Raw genomic sequence first — 17,347 nt, forward strand, 5'->3', positions numbered from 1 at the left:
TTTATTTTCTAAAAATCTAACTTTCTAAAATGTCTTAACTAAGAACTACAACTCAGCATCGAACTTCCAATTTTTTGTCGCGCCCAATCTGGTCTTTTGGCAAACCATTTTTCATATTCGGGTTGTTCGTTGTATGGATTTAAAAGTAATGTATATAATTCGTCAACTAAAGAATAGTCTTCTTTTTCAGCTAATTCAATCGCCATTTGCGCCATATAATTTCGTAAAACGTATTTCGGATTGACTACATTTAATTGTGTTTTTCGTTCTGAATCTGAATTGGTTTCTTCTTTTAAAATCGACAAATATTGGGCGAACCAAAAATGCCAAGTTTCTAAAATGATTCCGGTTACTTCTTCTGGTTTATAAAAGGCAAAGTTGATTTTCGAGACACATTCTTCTACAGTATCAATTTTATTAATCAGGTTTAAGTTTCTGAAAAATATTGTGTAATCCGTTTCAGTTTGTTCTAAATTGTAAAGTAATTGCTGAATGAATTGGTCGTTTTCTTCCTTTTTTGAAGTAACTCCGAGTTTTTTCCACATCATTTCTGAAAAATCTTCATCGTATTTTTTAGCGAAATTATTCAGAATCGTTTCTAAAGGTTCCGCTTCTTCAATTAGTGGATATAATGCGTTTGCCAATTGGTATAAATTCCACAACGCAATGTTTGCTTGGTTGCCAAAACGATATCTTTTGCCTTCAGCATCTGTGGTATTTGGTGTCCAATTCGGATTGTAATCTTCTAGCCAGCCGTAAGGTCCGTAATCAATTGTGATGCCGTGAATGCTCATGTTATCAGTATTCATTACGCCGTGAACAAAGCCAACTCGTTGCCAATGCACAATCATTTCTCTTGTATTTTCGGCTACATTGTTGAAGAATCCGATATATTTTTCTTTTCCTTCAACTTGAATTTCGGTATAATAATTCGAAATTGTATAATCGGCTAATAATTTTAAATTTTCGATGTCGTTTTGAGAAGAAAACAATTCGAAACTTCCAAAACGAATGAAACTTGGCGCTATTCGACACACAATGGCACCTTTTTCCATGGCTGGATTTCCGTTGTACATCACATCTCGTAAGACTTCGTCACCAGTAGAAATTAAGGATAAAGATCGAGTAGTGGGAACGCCTAAATTAAACATCGCTTCGCTACATAAATGTTCGCGAATAGAAGAACGTAAAACAGCTAAACCATCAGCACGACGAGAGTAGGGCGTAGCTCCAGCACCTTTTAATTGTAAAGTAAAAATTTGATTGTTATGTTCGATTTCTCCTAAAACGATTGCTCTTCCATCACCTAATTGTCCAGCCCAATTACCAAATTGATGTCCGGCATAATTCATGGCAAAAGGTTTTGCATTGGAAACAATTGCTGCACCAGAAACTAATTGTAAAAAGGTTTCAGATTGTACAAAATCATCCGAAAAACCAATTAAATTTTGTACTTCTTTAGAAATATGAATCAGTTTTGGATGACTCGGAATTCGTGGTTTTACATAAGAAAAAGCTGCTTTGGGAACTTGACGTGCGTAATTCTCTTCAATAGCATCTGAAGGTAAATTGGTGGTGAATTTATGTAAAAATTGAATAGACATGGTTGTAAAATTGTCTATCAAAAGTACTTATAAATTTTCAACTATTTTAAAGATTGGTATAGTTTTAAGAATTTTTTAAAAAAAAGCGTTTCACTCTTAATACTAATTCTATTGGGTTAAAAGGTTTCGCAATTAAATCATCTGCACCCAATTTAAAAGCTTCAATTACGGTTAAATCTTCTTTACCTAAAGATGAAATAATAATAACTGGAACATTAGGGAAATTTGCTTTTGAATAGGAAGTTATTTCTAAACCTGATTTGTAAGGTAACATAATATCTGTGATAATTAAATCAGGTAAAAAAGAATTAATTTTTTCCAAACCAATTAAGCCATCTTCTGCAAATTCGATTTGATAGCCTTCTTTTTTTAATAAAAATTCGATAATATTTTTGATAATTTTATCGTCTTCAATAATTAATATTTTATTAGCCATAGGAGGTGTTTTTTAGAATAAGTATGTTAAATCTATTGAAAAATTATATTCATTTTGAAATTTTTCAGGAAAGTATTCTTGATTATTAAAACTTGTATTTAATCCAATTATGTATTTTTTTGCCAAAAGTTTACTATAACCTGCTCCAAATCGGTAAGAAGTTAGAGCAATTCGGTTTTGAAATTGTGTTAATGTTTGTCTTTCATCAGGTGAGGTTCCATAGCCTGCTGTTAAAGAGAAATAATCGTATTTGGTATTGTAATAATGTCTGAAATTTGAGGTAAATGAAGGATATAATTTCGGTTCGCTTATTAAAAAAGAAGTTCTGAAATTGATCCAATTATTTTTGAAATATTTTCCAAGAGCGACAATTCCTGTGCTCAATTTTATGTCTTGTTGTTGGTTGTATCGGTAGCCAATTTCGGTTTCAAATCCTTTTCCTAAAGTCAAATAATAAGAGTATAAAAATCGGAATTCCGGAAAAACTTTTCCTTCGCTAAAACCAATATTTGCAAACGAATAACTCTTTTTTGACGTTTTAAAATACGATTCTACTTCATAAAAATAGCCTGAATTACTACTCGAACCATTTATTCTTCTATCAATATAACTAATTCTTCCGCCAAGTGAGAACTTTTCAAATTGTTTCATGTAATTGATGTTACTCAAATGCCAAGGTCCGTAATTATCTCGACTAAATTCTGTAAAACTATAGCCAGCACCAATTCTGTTGGATTTTAAACTGCTTTTTACTTCACGAAGTTGGTTTTGAATTTCAATATCTTCAGGGTATTTCGCACTTAAAAATTCTAAATATTCTGTGCTTTTTTTTGGATTTTCTTCACTGTTAATAATTTGAAGTTTTACGAAATAAAATTCTTTTTCTTCTGGATATAATGCAATTCCTTTGTTGATTGAAGCTAATGCTGCTTCGTTGTTCTTTGCTTCTAATTCGGTTTTACTCAAAAACACAAATGCTTCTTTGTAATTTGGGTTGGCATCAATAACGTGTTGAAAATAATATTTCGCACTATCAATATTTTGTTCGTTTTTATGGATTCTTCCTAACGCCATGTGAAAGTCTAAATAATCTGGAGCCACTTTCAAACATTGATGAGCGATTTTTTTAGCTTTAAAATACTCTTTTGTATCAGATTTAAGGATGTTGTTTGTCACCACCAATAAACTATCGGTATTTAATTTTTGAGCAATAGCGGTGCTGCAAAAACCTATAAAAAATAATATAATTTTAAATTTCATATCTGTTATTTTACTGTATTGAAACCTTTACGAGACATTACTCCCCATTTTTTCTCTTTTTTAAGTAAGAAATGTGCATAACCTTTTAATGAAGCATACACGTTTAATGGATGATATACAAATGGTTCAATAAAAACCATAATAATTAGTCGGCCTACTTCTTTTAAACTCGAATATTGTTTGTGAATCATTTGATCTAAGAAAATAGAACTTAGTGTAATGAGTATGTAAAAACAATAAACAGAAATGCTAATAATCACTAAAAACGGAACGTTTATTCCAAAGAAGAAAATGTTTAATAATATAAAAACCAACCCAATAACTTCTAAAGCCGGAACAATAAATTCGCAAAAAATATAATATGGGAATACAATTAGTCCTGTGTTTTTGTATTTCGGATTGAAAAATAGTTTTCTGTGTAAAAATAAAGTTTGAATTAAACCTCTAGCCCAGCGCACACGTTGACGTAAAAATACTTCTTTATCGTCGGGAACTTCTGTCCAGCATAACGATTCTGGAATGTATTTTATTTCGAATTCTTTTTTCTGTTCGTGCATGTATTTTCGCATTCGGGTAATCAGTTCTATATCTTCACCTAGCGATTTATTCCAATATCCACCAACAGCAATCACCGTATCTTTATCGAAAATTCCTAGACCACCAGAAACTAAAAGTAAACCATTAAGTTTACTCCAAGCCATTCTTCCGAATATAAACGAACGAATGTATTCTAACTCTTGAAATCCAGCGAAAAAAGTATTAGGATAATGGGATTTGTATAACATGCCTTCTTTAAAAGTACATGAATTTGAAATTCGTAATGCCGCACCAGCCGCGATTACTTTTTTATCACTTTCCAAAAAGGGTTTTACAAGCATTGCTGTTGTATCACGACGCAAAATACAATCGACATCTGTACAAATAAAAAGGGAATATTTTGTAGAATTGATTCCTGCGTTAGAGGCGTCTGCTTTACTTTTTCCATTTTCTTTATCAACAATTAATAGTTTATTGTATATCGGATTTGTGGAACGATAATGGCCTCTTACAGGTTCGGTTTTGATTTTTTCAATATAGAAGAAATCAACTTTTACAAGTTCAAATTCGGAAATTAATTTTTCTAAGGTATCATCTGTACTTCCGTCATTAACGATAACCACTTCAAACTTTGGATATTCTTGAGAAAGTAATGATTTTACATTCGAAATGATGGTCATACCTTCATTAAAAGCGGGCGCAACTATAGAAACTCCAATCGTATTATTTGATTTTATGATCACATCTTTTTTGAGAAAATACTTACCGATATAATATTTTTTTATTTCGTTAAAAGACGAAATGGCCAATATTATATACACAAGAATATAAAAAATGGAATAGCAGCCAAAAAATAATTCGGAGCCTTTAACTATACTTTCTAAGGTTGTCAATTTAAATAGGGGCAATTTGAGTGTGCAATCATTTTTTGTAACTCGGTATTTTTTTCTTCGTTGTTAAATTTGAAATTTTTGAAAAATGAATGATTCGTTTTATTGATAAAATTTACAATTTCAAGTTTCAAATCTAAATCTAAATTTTCGTCTTCATTTAATAATCCCGACATAAAGGCAATATTTTCCGACGTACCGATAACATTCAAAGTTTTTACAATAGAAATTTTGTTTCTGATGTTCGTTTCTTTGGTGAAATGTTGCATTAAAATGTCATTCGCTTCAAACATAACTAGCTCTCTAATAGCTAGAATAACTTCTTTTCTAACAGATGGATTTTCTAAATTTAGTAAGTAGGAAATTTGCTCTAGTGAAATGTTTTGTTTGTGTCTAAATCGGACAATTAATTTTATGGCAATGATTACAATTGAATCATTTTTACTTTTTAACCAGTTCTTAATGTTCTTTGGAATATTTGATTTTTTTCTATAAATAATATCTAAAATTTTAACTTCATCAGATTTAGAAATAGTGTATTTGTAGTTGTCTAAAACATCAAATTTTTCATCAGATAAAGAAATTAAAGCAATGATAGCATTGGAACGTAAAGCTTTATTTTTACTGTCTAGAAATTGTTTTACATGTCCAGTTTTTATTTTATATCCAATATTTTGATAATGATGAAAGGCTTCCGATTTAGAATACCATTTTCTGTTGCGAATTAATTTATTTGAAATTTCATCAAAACCGAAATACTTGTAAATTAATAACATAGTATGTTCGTTAGTTTCATTTAAATTCTCTTTAATATGAATGATTTTATTTAAAATATACTTTCTAGAATTTCTGTTTAATTTATGTTTCAATTTAAATTCTTGGATCTTACTTTTCATTTCAGGAGCTGTAAAATCTGAAAATATAAGCTCAGTTAAAAATGTATTAGTTTCATTTTCAATGTTTTCTTTAAAATCATCATTTTTGTCAACAGCATATCTAGAGTATAGTAATGTTAAAACAATTAAAACAACAAAAAGTACAATTAAAGGAATAAAAAAGTATAATAAAAAATAGTATATACTTTCAGCATTTAATGAGAATAAGAAGTATGAAGCTTTGAAATTAAGGGAAATCATTTTTAAAATTCGAAATTATAGTTTTTAATTTTTTTTTTTTTTAACATATATTATTTCACAAATATATTAAAATGAAATTGACATAACCTATTGTGATTCTTTAATTTAAGATAATTTAAAAGGATTTTTTTTTACTGAATAAAAAAAGACGTAATTTTGAAAGCAAATTTAGAAGAATGAACGCAACATTGGTAAAAACAGAATTAGAAACCTATTTTCAACAATTTAGAAAAGATATTATTGGTATCAATCAAACTTTTGTATCACCTTTTGGAGAAAAAAAGATTGTGTATACCGATTGGACTGCAAGTGGAAGGTTATATCGTCCAATTGAAGAAAAATTAATGAATTCTTTTGGACCATTTGTTGCTAATACTCATACTGAAACTTCTATTACTGGAACGGCAATGACAATGGCTTATCATGAAGCACGTCATATTATAAAACATCATGTGAATGCCAATGATAATGATGTTTTAATTACCGATGGAACTGGGATGACAGGTGTAGTAAATAAACTACAACGTATTTTAGGTTTACGAATTGCCGAAAATTTAAAAGAATACACAACCATTCCAAATGAAATTAAGCCGATTGTTTTTATTTCGCACATGGAACACCATTCTAATCAAACGTCTTGGTTAGAAACCATTGCAGATGTTGTGGTAATTCCAGCCAATGAAGACGGTTTGTTTTGCTTAGATCAATTTACCGAATTGGTAAATCAATATAAAGAAAGAAGTTTTAAAATTGCTTCTATTACTTCTTGTTCTAATGTAACTGGAATCAGAACGCCATATCACGAAGTAGCAAAAATTATGCACCAAAATAATGGGGTTTGTTTTGTAGATTTCGCTTGTTCTGGACCATATGTAGAAATTGATATGCATCCAGAAGATAAAGACGCTTATTTAGATGCGATTTTCTTTTCGCCACATAAATTTTTAGGCGGACCAGGAACGTGTGGTGTGATGGTTTTTAATAAAGAATTATACAAAAATAATGTTCCAGATTGCCCAGGTGGAGGAACGGTTAGTTGGACAAATCCTTGGGGAGAACACCAATATATTGATAATATTGAAGATAGAGAAGATGGTGGAACGCCAGGTTTCTTACAAGTAATAAAAGCAGCACTTTCTGTTCAGTTGAAGGAAAAAATGGGCGTGAAGAATATTTTAGATCGAGAACATGAATTGGTAGATTATATTTTTGAACGATTATCTCCAATAGAAAACATCAATATTTTAGCAGAGAAACATACCAATAGGTTAGGAGTAATTTCGTTTTATATTACCGATTTACATTTTAATTTAGGAGTAAAATTATTAAACGATAAATTCGGAATTCAAGTTCGTGGTGGATGCAGTTGCGCAGGAACGTATGGACATTATTTGTTAAACGTAAACCAAGAAACGTCAAATTCTATTACTTGTAGTATTAATGAAGGCGATTTAACTAATAAACCAGGTTGGATTCGTATGTCGATTCACCCAACAACAACTTCAGAAGAAATTCAATTGGTTTGTGATGCGATAATTGATTTAGCGGAAAACTTTACCACTTGGCAAGAAGATTACGTATACAATCCAACTAAAAATGATTTCAATCATAAAAACGATACCAGACCAGAAGTAGAAATGGTTAGAGGCTGGTTTTTGTAATTTCTTAAAACGTCAATTCGAGTGTTTTTTGTTTTTCGTTTTTTTTGAACGAAAAACAAAAAATGTATCGAGAATCGTTTTTCAATAGTTTTTTTCTAGTTCTCGATACCATTACGATACATCGGAATGACTCTGACTGAAAAAAACATCAAACACTTATCTCTTATGTTTCCAACGTTTATGCGTCCATAAATAAAATTCTGGAGCGTCATAAATTTGTTGTTCTACTAATTTTAGGAAATTATCAGTGATTTCGTAATTTGGGATATCTTTTGTATTTCCGTCCGAAAGAATTTCAAAACTAGCTTCATAATATCCACGTTTGACTTTCTTCGTTTTTAAGAAAATCACGTTCATGTCATATTTTTTGGCTAACATTTCGCCACCTGTATGTACCGGAACTTCAACGCCCATAAATTTTTGCCAATGATGTGTGGCACTTAGTTTTGGTGATTGATCGCTCACTAAACCATATACACTATACGTTTTACTTCTATAATTCGAAGCTATTGTTGGAATTGTAGACTTACTATCAATTAACTCACTTTTAAATTTTGAACGTATTTTTCGTACCAATTTATCAAAATATGGATTGGCTAATTTTTTATATACGCCAAATCCTAAATAATTTATGTGATAATTCATAGAAATAGCCCATTCATAACTAGCATAATGGGCGCACAATAAGGCAATGCTTTTTTCTTTTTTCTCTAATTCGTGATACACTTCCATGTTTGTGAAAACATATCGTTTTTCAATTTCTTTACGCGAAATAGAGAGTGTTTTTACCATTTCTAAAAACATATCGCACAAATGAGAATAGAATTTTTTCTCAATTACATTTCTTTCTTTTTCAGATAAATGAGGCAATGCTAAGGCGATGTTGGCTCTAACGACTCTCTTTCTATATTTTATTACTCGATAAACCAAAAAGAAAATACAATCTGATAAAAAGTACAATATGGGAAATGGTAAAATGGAAATGAACCAAATTATTGGGTAAATTATTATATATAGGAGTAATTGCATCTGTCTTTTTTTGCAAATATACACGTTTTGTTATTTCTTAGGAAAACATTTTAAATTTTGGTTAACATTGGATTTTTATGGTAAAGAATTGAATTATTATCTTACCTTTATGTTTATTAAATTTTTTATATGTATTCTATTACAACAATTATCATTGCAATTACCGCTTTAGTAACCTATGTAGGTTTGTCCAACCCAGTCTTTTTCGACAAGTATAAGTTTAACATTTCTGGCATCAAAGCAGGCGAACAATATCGCATGATAACTTCCGGTTTTTTACACGCCGATTGGTTTCATTTTGCTTTTAATATGTTTAGTTTTTGGAGCTTTGCTAATTTTCTAACTCAAGAATTCAGCACCATAAATTTCCTTTTAATCTATTTTGGAAGTATGGCAATTGGAAGTTTGTTAACCTATTTTATTCATAATGAAGAACCTTATTATTCAGCTATTGGAGCTTCTGGAGCTGTAATGGGAATTATTTATTGTGCGATTTTATTGTATCCGGAGAATTCTATTTTACTATTCGGTGCTATTCCGATTCCAGGTTATATTTTTGCGTTTTTATATTTAGCATATTCAATTTATGGTATGAAAGGACAATATGATAATATAGGCCACACAGCACATTTAGGTGGCGCTGTTGGAGGATTACTTTTTACATTATTACTTAGGCCAGATTTGTTTGAAACAAGATTGTTATTTATAGGGATTTTATTAATTCCAATAGCAGTTTTAATTTATTTAGTAAAAATGAAAAAGATATAATTGGCATGCTATTTGAAATAGAAATTAAAACTAAAAAAAAAATCAAAATGAAAAAGTTAATTTTATTACTAACATTAGTTACAACAATGAATGTTATGAGTCAGGAACAACACAAATTAGTGCCACAAATTTCGATTTCTGGTGAAGGAAAGATTAAAGTTACGCCAGATATTGTGGTAATCCAATTAGGTGTACAGAATAATGGTAAAGATGCCAAAGAAGTCAAAACACTTAATGATGTAACTATTGATAAAGTAATTAAGTATATCAAAAAGTTTAATATTCCAACAGCTGATTATCAAACAGCTCAAATGAGTTTATATAAAAATTACGATTATGAAAAAAAGAAATATTCGTATCAAGCGAATCAAACTATTTGTGTAACATTAAAAGATATTTCTAAGTACGATGCGTTTATGATGGATGTTATGGAAACTGGAATTAACGTTATCAATGGAGTGGAGTTTAAGTCTTCAAAAATGGAAACCTACGAAACAGAAGCTAGAAAAAAGGCGATTTTAAACGCTAAGAAAAAAGCAGACGATTATGTTTCAGTATTACCTGGACAAAAAGTAGGCAAAGCGATATTGATTTCTGATAATTCTTATACGAACTATCCTCAACCTGTTTTTATGGCAAAAGGAGCGATGATGGATGCTGAAGCAGCGCCAAGAGAAACATTAGCAGTTGGTGAAATTGAAATTGTTTGTACGGTAAATGTGAGTTTTATTTTGGAGTAAAACTCAAACAGTTATAAAATAAAAAAAGCACTTCAATTGAAGTGCTTTTTTTTGTGGGGAGAGTAGGATTCGAACCTACGAAGTTTTCACAGCAGATTTACAGTCTGCCCTCGTTGGCCGCTTGAGTATCTCCCCGTGGCCATAACTTGAGTGCAAATATATAATTGTTTTTTTGAGTTGCAAACTTATTTTAAAGGAATATTTAAATTATTTTCTAACTTTCTGAAAATTAAAAACATAAAAAAATCCCATTTTGTAAATTTGTACAAAATGGGATTGATTTTTATAGTTTGATGCACTATTTTACACCTAATAATTCTTTTACTTTCGCTTTTAATTCTTCACCTCTAAGGTTTTTTGCTACAATATTTCCTTTTTCATCTAATATAAATGTTGAAGGAATTTCTTCCACTCCATAAGTTAATGCAATTGGATCTTTCCAGCCTTTTAAATTAGAAACTTGTGTCCAAGTTAATTTATCTTTAGTAATAGCATTTTTCCATTTTGTAGCGTCTTCATCTAAAGAAACTCCAATAATGTTTAAACCTTTACTGTGTAATTCGTTATATAACGCTACTACATTTGGGTTTTCAGCTCTGCATGGTCCGCACCAAGATGCCCAAAAATCAATAATTGTAACTTTTCCTAAAGACTCTTTTAAAGAAACGGTTTTTCCTTCTGGAGTTTTTGCAGAGAAATCAGCTGCTTTGGTTGAATTATTTACTTTTTTTTTTCTGTAGGTAATTGTGTGTCTAAATATTTTTTCACACTTTTTCCACTAGTAGTTTCTTTTAAATCTGAATCTAATTCATCATAGAACGTTTTTACTTTTGATGCATCCATTTTATTAGTATAAAACAAATTTTCAACTAATAATAATGAAACAAAAGAATTGGTGTTTTTTGCAATAAAATCTTTAGATCTTTTATCCATTTCTAACTGAATTTTTTGCAACTGAGCCATAATGCCTTGTGCTTTAGCTTTTTCTTCATCAGTTTCTGGTTTTTTTTGCATAAATTCACCATTTGCATCGTAAATTGCTTTTACCTTTTTCTGAATATCTAAATTGGAATTGTTATAAGATTGGTATAAATCATTGTTAACTGTTCCGCTTATAGCATTTTTCTCTGGGTTTTTAGTATCAAATTTGATTGAAACTGTTCCTTTTTCTAAAATAAAACCAACATTTCCGTTTGGCGTTTTTTCAAAAGCAATGTATGCAATTTCTGGCATTTCAGTTTTACCTTCAAATTCAAATTTTCCATCAGTTACTTTAACCGTATCTTTAGGTTTTGGAGTTCCAGTAGAATCAGATGTTACTAAAAATACATTTGTTCCATTTGCAACTCCTGCAGCTGTTCCTTCAACTTTAAACTTATTGCAAGAAATTAAAATTAATGCAGAAAATAATACTACTACTTGTTTCATTTTTATGTTTTGTAAATTGTTATACTGAAAAATTCAGTTTTATACTTTTTTATTGGGTGCAAATGTATTAATTTTTTTAGGATTAATAAAATCTTATCGGAAAGTATATTGTATTGATTTTGTGCTATTCTCAAACGTAAAAACCCCAACTTTAAATCGGTTAAATCTAAAGTTGAGGATTTAATAAATAAGAAATAATATTATAAAATTAAAGGTTTGATATCGCCTGTGGCTGTAATGATATAATATCTATTGTTTCTAATAATTGTGTTTTTGGGAAGTTGGTCTTCACGTAATTTAATTCGAATAGTTAAATCATAAAATATTTGAATGGTTGGTTCTGTAATATCGGCGTTAACCACAAAAGTGTGTGATTTCGCCAGCGCCGCATCGTAAAATTGTGTGGTGTTTTTTCGGATATTATTTACCTGACTTTCTGGTGAAAAATTGGTCGCGGCCTGACTATAAGCGCTGTAAGCTTTGTAACTTTCCATTGGGTATAATGTCGTGTAACCTTCGATTAACGTTTTTTCTTTTTTAAACAAATCAGTATTCATAATTGCCGAATAATTCGTTAGCATTTGTTTGTATTCTTCAGATGCTTTAAGTTGTAAAACATCTCTAATATGGTCTAAATTACTCGTTACATAATCTACTTTTGCTAAATCGTAAATCTCTTGTTTCGCACAAACACTCATAATTTTATTTAAATCGTTGGTGTTTTTGAATTTGATAATAAGGTTTTTTTTCAATTCAAATCCGCTTGGTTTTTCATTATAAGTTTTCGGATTAAAAATTTTCTTAGTCACTTCGTAATCATACATCGGTACAAATGAAATCATATCCGTAATAACTTCAATCTCGGCATTAAAAGTTTTCAATTGATTCATAACCGCTTCTAATCTTTCATCCATTAAATCGGTAACTTCTTCAGCTGTTTTTCCAACTTGTAATACACTAAAAACGGCTTTCTGACAACTAGCTTTTTCGTTATAAATCCCTTTTATCGTAATTACCATTTCACTGTCGTTACTATACGAAGTTTGAATAGTTGGCACATCGCGATTGTGATATTGATTTTGATAATTGTAATTTCCGCTGGCTTCTTTTTTAGCTAATTCATCTTGATTGACATTTCCAGAATGTTGTGCAAATAAAGTAGAACTTCCTACTAATAAAACTGTTGCTAAAAGAGTGTTTAAATTTTTCATGATATTTCGTTTTTAAAGTTTAACAAGGCAAACTTAGAACGACATTGAAATTTTTATTTAGCAAAACCACTGTTTACTGATTGTAAAGTATTTTCAGTACATTTACAGCCGTTTTACAGTAGTGGAAATAACAACAAATACTACTTTTGAAAAGCAATTTATGACAGATTTAGAAATTTTTTACGAACTTAAAAAAAGCGTTTTGGAGCACTACCAAAATAGCTATCCGTATTTTAACGGAAGTTGGAAAAGTTTCAGTTCGCAGGATATTTTAAATCTAATTGATGACATTCAACTAAAAACAAAACAATCGGTTAGTGAAAAGTGGATTTACACGCATTTAAAACCTGAAACTAACGAGAAATTACCACGAAAAGATATGTTAGATATTTTGAGTGTGTATGTTGGCAAATCGGGTTGGGATGAATTTAAATTTACTTTTGAAAATAATGTCAAACTGAGCGGAATCGAAGTTTCTAATACTAATTCAAAGAACAAATTTGGTATAGTACTTTTAATTTTTGGAGTTTTGATAATCGGTTTTTCCATTTGGAAATTTACATCAAACCACAATCAAAAATTAGAATTTCAAAATAGTTATACGAAAGATTCTATTTCGAAAGAGGATGTAAAAGCTTTTGTTGTGGAAGATTCGGTTGAAAAACCTATCGATTTGAAATCGGAAAGTTTACATTTAGAAAAGGGTACGAAAGTCGTTATTAAAAGTCCGTTTTACAAGCAAAAGGAAATAACTATTTCACCAAATGAACCGCTTTCTCGAGTAGAATTAAATCCAAATGATTACGCCATGATGTTAAAGGCATTTATGAAAAGCGACATCAAAGATTGGCAAACGAGAAAAGAACAATTGAACAAAATATTATCTGACAATTTGGAAGTCATGATTATGCTGCAAAACGATTTAGGTGCAGAATATTTTAATAAAACGGAATTCTCACAAAAAATTGTAATTCCATCCGCATCGTTAAAAAAATTAAAAATTGTGGAATTAAGACAAGAAAAAGACAATAAAATATCGTTTTTACGATTAACAGAAGAATAGTATGAAAAACTTAATTTACATATTTATCCTTTTTCCAATGTTTGTGATTGGACAAAGTAATTCTCAGAAAGAAGAAGTTTCTGTTGCTAAAGAAGTTTCTTTAAAAAAAGGGGCAATGAATTCTATTTCGGCAAATTTTAATTCGAAAGTAATTTTCGCGTATGCGAATCAAAGCGAGCAATTAATTACAGATTTTTACGCTTATTTAACGTTGTATAATCAATCAGATACTGCCGATTTAAAAAAAGAATTAGATAAATCGATTCAGCAAATGTTTTTGTCTGATACCGTTTTGGTTGAAGATTTTATAAACGGAACAAATAAGAAAATTACACTTTCGCAATTGCTTCAATATTGCAAAGAAAATAAGTTTGTGATTACGGTAAATACGATTCAAAATAAAGCGGTAAATGCGAATAGTTTCGATATGAAATACCAATTGATAGTTACAAATAAATCGGAAACTAAAACTTACAATTTGACTCAAAAGGTATATTTGTTTCCAAAAGTAAAAACCTTCGGAAATACGCAAAAAACGGTTTGGGAATTAAAATTAGGCGAGTTTTAATGGCTTATCATCGTAACAATTTTCATAAACATACTTTTTGCTTGTTTCAACAAGTGGATAATTCTGTTTTGTCCGATTTAAATCTTGGTTACAAAAGTAATTCTGGAAGTGAATATTATTTCACAGAAGTTGGTGTATATCGAAAATCAAACCATTGGGGAAGAGCCGCCAATTGTCGTTGGCGATTAATCGTGAATTCGGATTATAAAAATCAAACTGAAATCATCGGATTTGCGCGTTGGACCGATTTTTATTCGAATAATGAAACAGAAAAATTGTTTTATATCGAAATTAATGAAGCCAAAAACGAAGTCAACTTCAATCATAAAAACAATCCAAATTATAACAATCAAGTTTTAAGAAATGCTTCGGAAATCGCAAAAAGAATCAAAGAGATTAAAGAAGTTTTACAAAATACGTCCTGGGCAAAATACTTAGTTTTTGATGATTTTGAAGAAATTAAACGTAAAATGCTGTCAGAATTGAGCAATACCAACGAAAGTTTCGTAAATTTGCGTAAAATTTTACAAGATGGGAAGAAATAACGCCGTAAATCAAGACAAGCATAAAAAGCAATTGGATAATCATATGAAGAAAATTAAACAGACAAAAGTAACTTCTGCTGCCAAAAAAGCTTCAATTTTAGAGCAATATAAGCAATCGCTAAAAAATCAGTAATTCCTTTATTTTTTTACGGTTACCTATAATTTTTTGCTATATTTGAGTAAATCAGTTTTTATATGACTACAACTTCAAATTTTAGGCAAAGAATTTTTCAGCATTTAGATGGATTGGTAACTGCACCTGTTGTTTACACCTTACATCAAAAAGGAATATTAAACTATCTGCTCGAAAATAAGGAAGTTTCTTTATCCAAATTAGCATCAGAATTTAAAGCTAATGAAGGGTATCTAAATATAGCTTTGCGAGTTTTGGCTTCTCAAGGTTTGCTAGAATATAAATTAGATAATGCTACTAATTCGGTTGAAGTAGCGACCAATTCCAAATCGGTACTTTTCTTTTCATTAGCGCCAGTTTATGAAGAGGTTATAGATGTTTTAAATGAGAAAGATTGGTTTACTTCCATACAAATTCAAAACGAATCGTACCAAGATTTAAACAGGTTATTTGAATGGTATAAAAACAAATGTCATATTCAACTTTCTGAAAATGAAGAAGAAAGAGTTGTTCAAGAACAATTTTTAGCACATATCGAAGGCTATTTAGTTGGACCAATAATCGTAAGTTTAGGAATGACAGGCATGTTTCATAAGTATTTTATGGAAACGTCTTTCAGTCCGGAAGAATTTCATAAACATCCTGAAGTTTTCAAAATCATTTTAGATTTCTTCACGCATTTAGGTTGGTTTACCCATAAAAAAGACAATTATCAATTTACAGAATTAGGTTTGTCTTTTGCCAAAAGAGCTTCGGCTTATGGTGTAACGGTTTCTTATTTGCCGATGTTCAAAAATATAGATAAATTATTGTTCGGAAATCCGAAAGTATTGAGAGAAACTGCTGTTGGCGAAGATGAAATTCACGTCAATAGAGAAATGAATGTTTGGGGAAGTGGTGGTGCGCACACGACTTATTTTAAAGTAATTGATGAAATTATTATCGAATTATTCAATAAGCCCATAAACGAACAACCTAAAGGAATTTTAGACATGGGTTGCGGAAATGGCGCTTTTTTACAACATATTTTTGAAGTAATTGAACGTCAGACTATTCGAGGAAAAATGTTGGATGATTATCCTTTGTTTTTGGTCGGAGCCGATTATAATCAGGCGGCTTTGAAAGTGACTAGAGCGAATTTAATTAAAGCCGATATTTGGGCAAAAGTAATTTGGGGCGATATCGGAAATCCAGAATTATTAGCTTCAGATTTACAAGAAAATTACAATATCGATTTGAAAGATTTATTAAATGTAAGAACCTTTTTAGATCATAATAGAATTTGGGAAACACCAAAAACTGTTTCAAAAGATAGAATTAGTTCGTCAAGTGGTGCATTTGCTCACAGAGGCGTTTGGATTAAAAACAACGAAGTAGAAGATAATTTGTTGGAACATTTACAAAAATGGTCCACATATGTACAAAAATTCGGATTGTTAATTATAGAATTGCACACGATTCCACCAGAAATAACAGCAAATAATTTAGGGAATACAGCTGCAACGGCTTACGATGCGACTCACGGTTTTTCAGACCAATACATAGTAGAAATTGACGTTTTGCATAAAGTCGCCGCCGAAGTAGGTTTGTTTCCCGATCCATTATATTTTAAAAAATTCCCTAATACCAATTATGCCACCGTTAGTATTAATTTATTAAAAGGCTAATTTTAAAAAAAGATATGTTTACAGAACAAATAGTTAATTTAAAACCGAAAGTTCAAACTATTATTGACTTCATAGCCAAAAAAGATTTGGTAAATGCCCATGTTTATTTACATGAAGTAAGTAATGAAGTGGAAGATTTAATTGATTCCGTGTCGCTTGATGCGCATTTAATTGAGTTAGGTAAATACCAAGTTTTATTGAAACATTTATTACATAAAATACAAAATGATAAAGACTAAACCTTGCCCTTGTGGTAGTGCATTACATTTGGGAAATTGCTGTTCTCTATATATTTACGATGGAGTAGTAGTTCCAACTGCGGAAAAATTAATGCGCTCAAGGTTTACAGCCTATTGTTTGCAAAATGCGGATTATTTGTACAATACGACACACGTTTCTCAAAAAAAATATACTAATAAATCGGATATTTTGGCTTGGGCGAAATCAAACACTTGGCAAAAATTAGAAATCTTAAATTTCTCTGAAAATACAGTAGAATTTAAAGCCTATTATTTAGACGAAAACAGAAAACCTCAAATTCATCACGAAAAATCAACGTTTATCAACTTTCAAGACGCTTGGTTTTATGTAGATGGGAAATTCTTTTAGATTTAACTAAAAATTAGTATTCGTTTTTATGTTATAAAATATAAACCTTGTAATTTTAGTGT

19 protein-coding genes and 1 tRNA gene are annotated in these 17,347 nt (G+C 30.3%); 10 read left to right on the forward strand and 10 right to left on the reverse strand.

Features of this window, described 5'->3' with window-relative positions; translation table 11 throughout:
• Positions 1–38: 38 nt before the first annotated feature.
• The 5 genes from UEQ13_RS09395 to UEQ13_RS09415 all read right to left on the reverse strand — a co-directional run bounded on the left by UEQ13_RS09395 (position 39) and on the right by UEQ13_RS09415 (position 5,863).
• Positions 39–1,604 (reverse strand): protein adenylyltransferase SelO, encoded by a 1,566-nt coding sequence (locus UEQ13_RS09395; protein WP_329806096.1) that lies wholly within the window; start codon positions 1,602–1,604, stop codon positions 39–41.
• A 64-nt stretch (positions 1,605–1,668) separates the two neighbouring features.
• A complete protein-coding gene (locus UEQ13_RS09400) occupies positions 1,669–2,040 on the reverse strand; it encodes a response regulator transcription factor (RefSeq protein ID WP_166126179.1) in 372 nt (123 codons plus the stop codon).
• 12 nt (positions 2,041–2,052) lie between these two features.
• Complete coding sequence (locus UEQ13_RS09405; RefSeq protein WP_329806097.1) at positions 2,053–3,300, reverse strand: YaiO family outer membrane beta-barrel protein; 1,248 nt, start codon at positions 3,298–3,300, stop codon at positions 2,053–2,055.
• Between the two features lie 5 nt (positions 3,301–3,305).
• Positions 3,306–4,580: a glycosyltransferase family 2 protein gene (locus tag UEQ13_RS09410; RefSeq protein WP_329806098.1), complete on the reverse strand. Its 1,275-nt coding sequence runs from the start codon at positions 4,578–4,580 to the stop codon at positions 3,306–3,308.
• A gap of 146 nt (positions 4,581–4,726) precedes the next feature.
• Positions 4,727–5,863: a HEAT repeat domain-containing protein gene (locus tag UEQ13_RS09415; protein WP_329806099.1), complete on the reverse strand. Its 1,137-nt coding sequence runs from the start codon at positions 5,861–5,863 to the stop codon at positions 4,727–4,729.
• A gap of 176 nt (positions 5,864–6,039) precedes the next feature.
• On the opposite strand from UEQ13_RS09415, the gene UEQ13_RS09420 reads away from it, so the two are divergent.
• Positions 6,040–7,524 (forward strand): aminotransferase class V-fold PLP-dependent enzyme, encoded by a 1,485-nt coding sequence (locus tag UEQ13_RS09420; RefSeq protein ID WP_329806100.1) that lies wholly within the window; start codon positions 6,040–6,042, stop codon positions 7,522–7,524.
• Between the two features lie 156 nt (positions 7,525–7,680).
• On the opposite strand, the gene UEQ13_RS09425 is transcribed toward UEQ13_RS09420, so the two are convergent.
• Entirely contained in the window at positions 7,681–8,553 is an 873-nt protein-coding gene (locus tag UEQ13_RS09425; RefSeq protein WP_329806101.1) for a lysophospholipid acyltransferase family protein, read from the reverse strand.
• 129 nt (positions 8,554–8,682) lie between these two features.
• Here UEQ13_RS09425 and UEQ13_RS09430 point away from each other — a divergent pair, with 129 nt between their 5' ends.
• Together UEQ13_RS09430 and UEQ13_RS09435 are read left to right on the forward strand one after the other, a co-directional pair.
• Positions 8,683–9,321, forward strand: coding sequence for a rhomboid family intramembrane serine protease (locus UEQ13_RS09430; RefSeq protein WP_329806102.1), 639 nt, complete (start codon positions 8,683–8,685; stop codon positions 9,319–9,321).
• Positions 9,322–9,368: 47 nt separating this feature from the next.
• The gene (locus UEQ13_RS09435; RefSeq protein ID WP_329806103.1) at positions 9,369–10,061 is read left to right on the forward strand and encodes an SIMPL domain-containing protein; all 693 of its coding nucleotides are present in this window, start codon (positions 9,369–9,371) and stop codon (positions 10,059–10,061) included.
• 54 nt (positions 10,062–10,115) lie between these two features.
• Here the strand turns inward: UEQ13_RS09435 and UEQ13_RS09440 are convergent.
• From UEQ13_RS09440 to UEQ13_RS09455, 4 genes are all read right to left on the reverse strand, one after another.
• Positions 10,116–10,196: transfer RNA gene (locus UEQ13_RS09440), tRNA-Tyr, on the reverse strand.
• Positions 10,197–10,359: 163 nt separating this feature from the next.
• Complete coding sequence (locus UEQ13_RS09445) at positions 10,360–10,821, reverse strand: peroxiredoxin family protein (protein WP_329806301.1); 462 nt, start codon at positions 10,819–10,821, stop codon at positions 10,360–10,362.
• On the reverse strand, positions 10,782–11,489 hold the full coding sequence (locus UEQ13_RS09450) for a DUF4369 domain-containing protein (RefSeq protein ID WP_329806104.1): 708 nt from the start codon (positions 11,487–11,489) through the stop codon (positions 10,782–10,784). Before UEQ13_RS09450 ends, UEQ13_RS09445 begins: the two co-directional genes overlap by 40 nt.
• Positions 11,490–11,689: 200 nt before the next feature.
• The gene (locus UEQ13_RS09455; protein ID WP_329806105.1) at positions 11,690–12,700 is read right to left on the reverse strand and encodes an SIMPL domain-containing protein; all 1,011 of its coding nucleotides are present in this window, start codon (positions 12,698–12,700) and stop codon (positions 11,690–11,692) included.
• 160 nt (positions 12,701–12,860) lie between these two features.
• Between UEQ13_RS09455 and UEQ13_RS09460 the strand changes: the two genes are divergently transcribed.
• The 7 genes from UEQ13_RS09460 (at position 12,861) to UEQ13_RS09490 (ending at position 17,285) form a co-directional block, all read left to right on the forward strand.
• Complete coding sequence (locus UEQ13_RS09460) at positions 12,861–13,763, forward strand: hypothetical protein (protein ID WP_329806106.1); 903 nt, start codon at positions 12,861–12,863, stop codon at positions 13,761–13,763.
• Between the two features lies 1 nt (position 13,764).
• Positions 13,765–14,331, forward strand: a complete 567-nt coding sequence (locus tag UEQ13_RS09465) for a hypothetical protein (protein ID WP_329806107.1) — start codon at positions 13,765–13,767, stop codon at positions 14,329–14,331.
• Positions 14,331–14,876 (forward strand): hypothetical protein, encoded by a 546-nt coding sequence (locus UEQ13_RS09470; RefSeq protein WP_329806108.1) that lies wholly within the window; start codon positions 14,331–14,333, stop codon positions 14,874–14,876. The genes UEQ13_RS09465 and UEQ13_RS09470 overlap by 1 nt, the downstream gene beginning before the upstream one ends.
• Positions 14,863–15,009, forward strand: coding sequence for a hypothetical protein (locus UEQ13_RS09475; protein WP_329806109.1), 147 nt, complete (start codon positions 14,863–14,865; stop codon positions 15,007–15,009). The genes UEQ13_RS09470 and UEQ13_RS09475 overlap by 14 nt, the downstream gene beginning before the upstream one ends.
• 62 nt (positions 15,010–15,071) lie before the next feature.
• Complete coding sequence (locus UEQ13_RS09480; protein WP_329806110.1) at positions 15,072–16,676, forward strand: class I SAM-dependent methyltransferase; 1,605 nt, start codon at positions 15,072–15,074, stop codon at positions 16,674–16,676.
• Between the two features lie 14 nt (positions 16,677–16,690).
• Positions 16,691–16,915 carry a hypothetical protein gene (locus tag UEQ13_RS09485; RefSeq protein ID WP_166126200.1) on the forward strand — a complete coding sequence of 75 codons (225 nt, stop codon included), beginning with the start codon at positions 16,691–16,693 and terminating at the stop codon, positions 16,913–16,915.
• Positions 16,902–17,285, forward strand: a complete 384-nt coding sequence (locus UEQ13_RS09490) for a YchJ family protein (protein ID WP_329806111.1) — start codon at positions 16,902–16,904, stop codon at positions 17,283–17,285. The genes UEQ13_RS09485 and UEQ13_RS09490 overlap by 14 nt, the downstream gene beginning before the upstream one ends.
• The last annotated feature ends 62 nt before the right edge of the window (positions 17,286–17,347 follow it).

The organism is Flavobacterium facile, from assembly GCF_036321945.1.
GTDB classification, from domain to species: domain Bacteria; phylum Bacteroidota; class Bacteroidia; order Flavobacteriales; family Flavobacteriaceae; genus Flavobacterium; species Flavobacterium facile.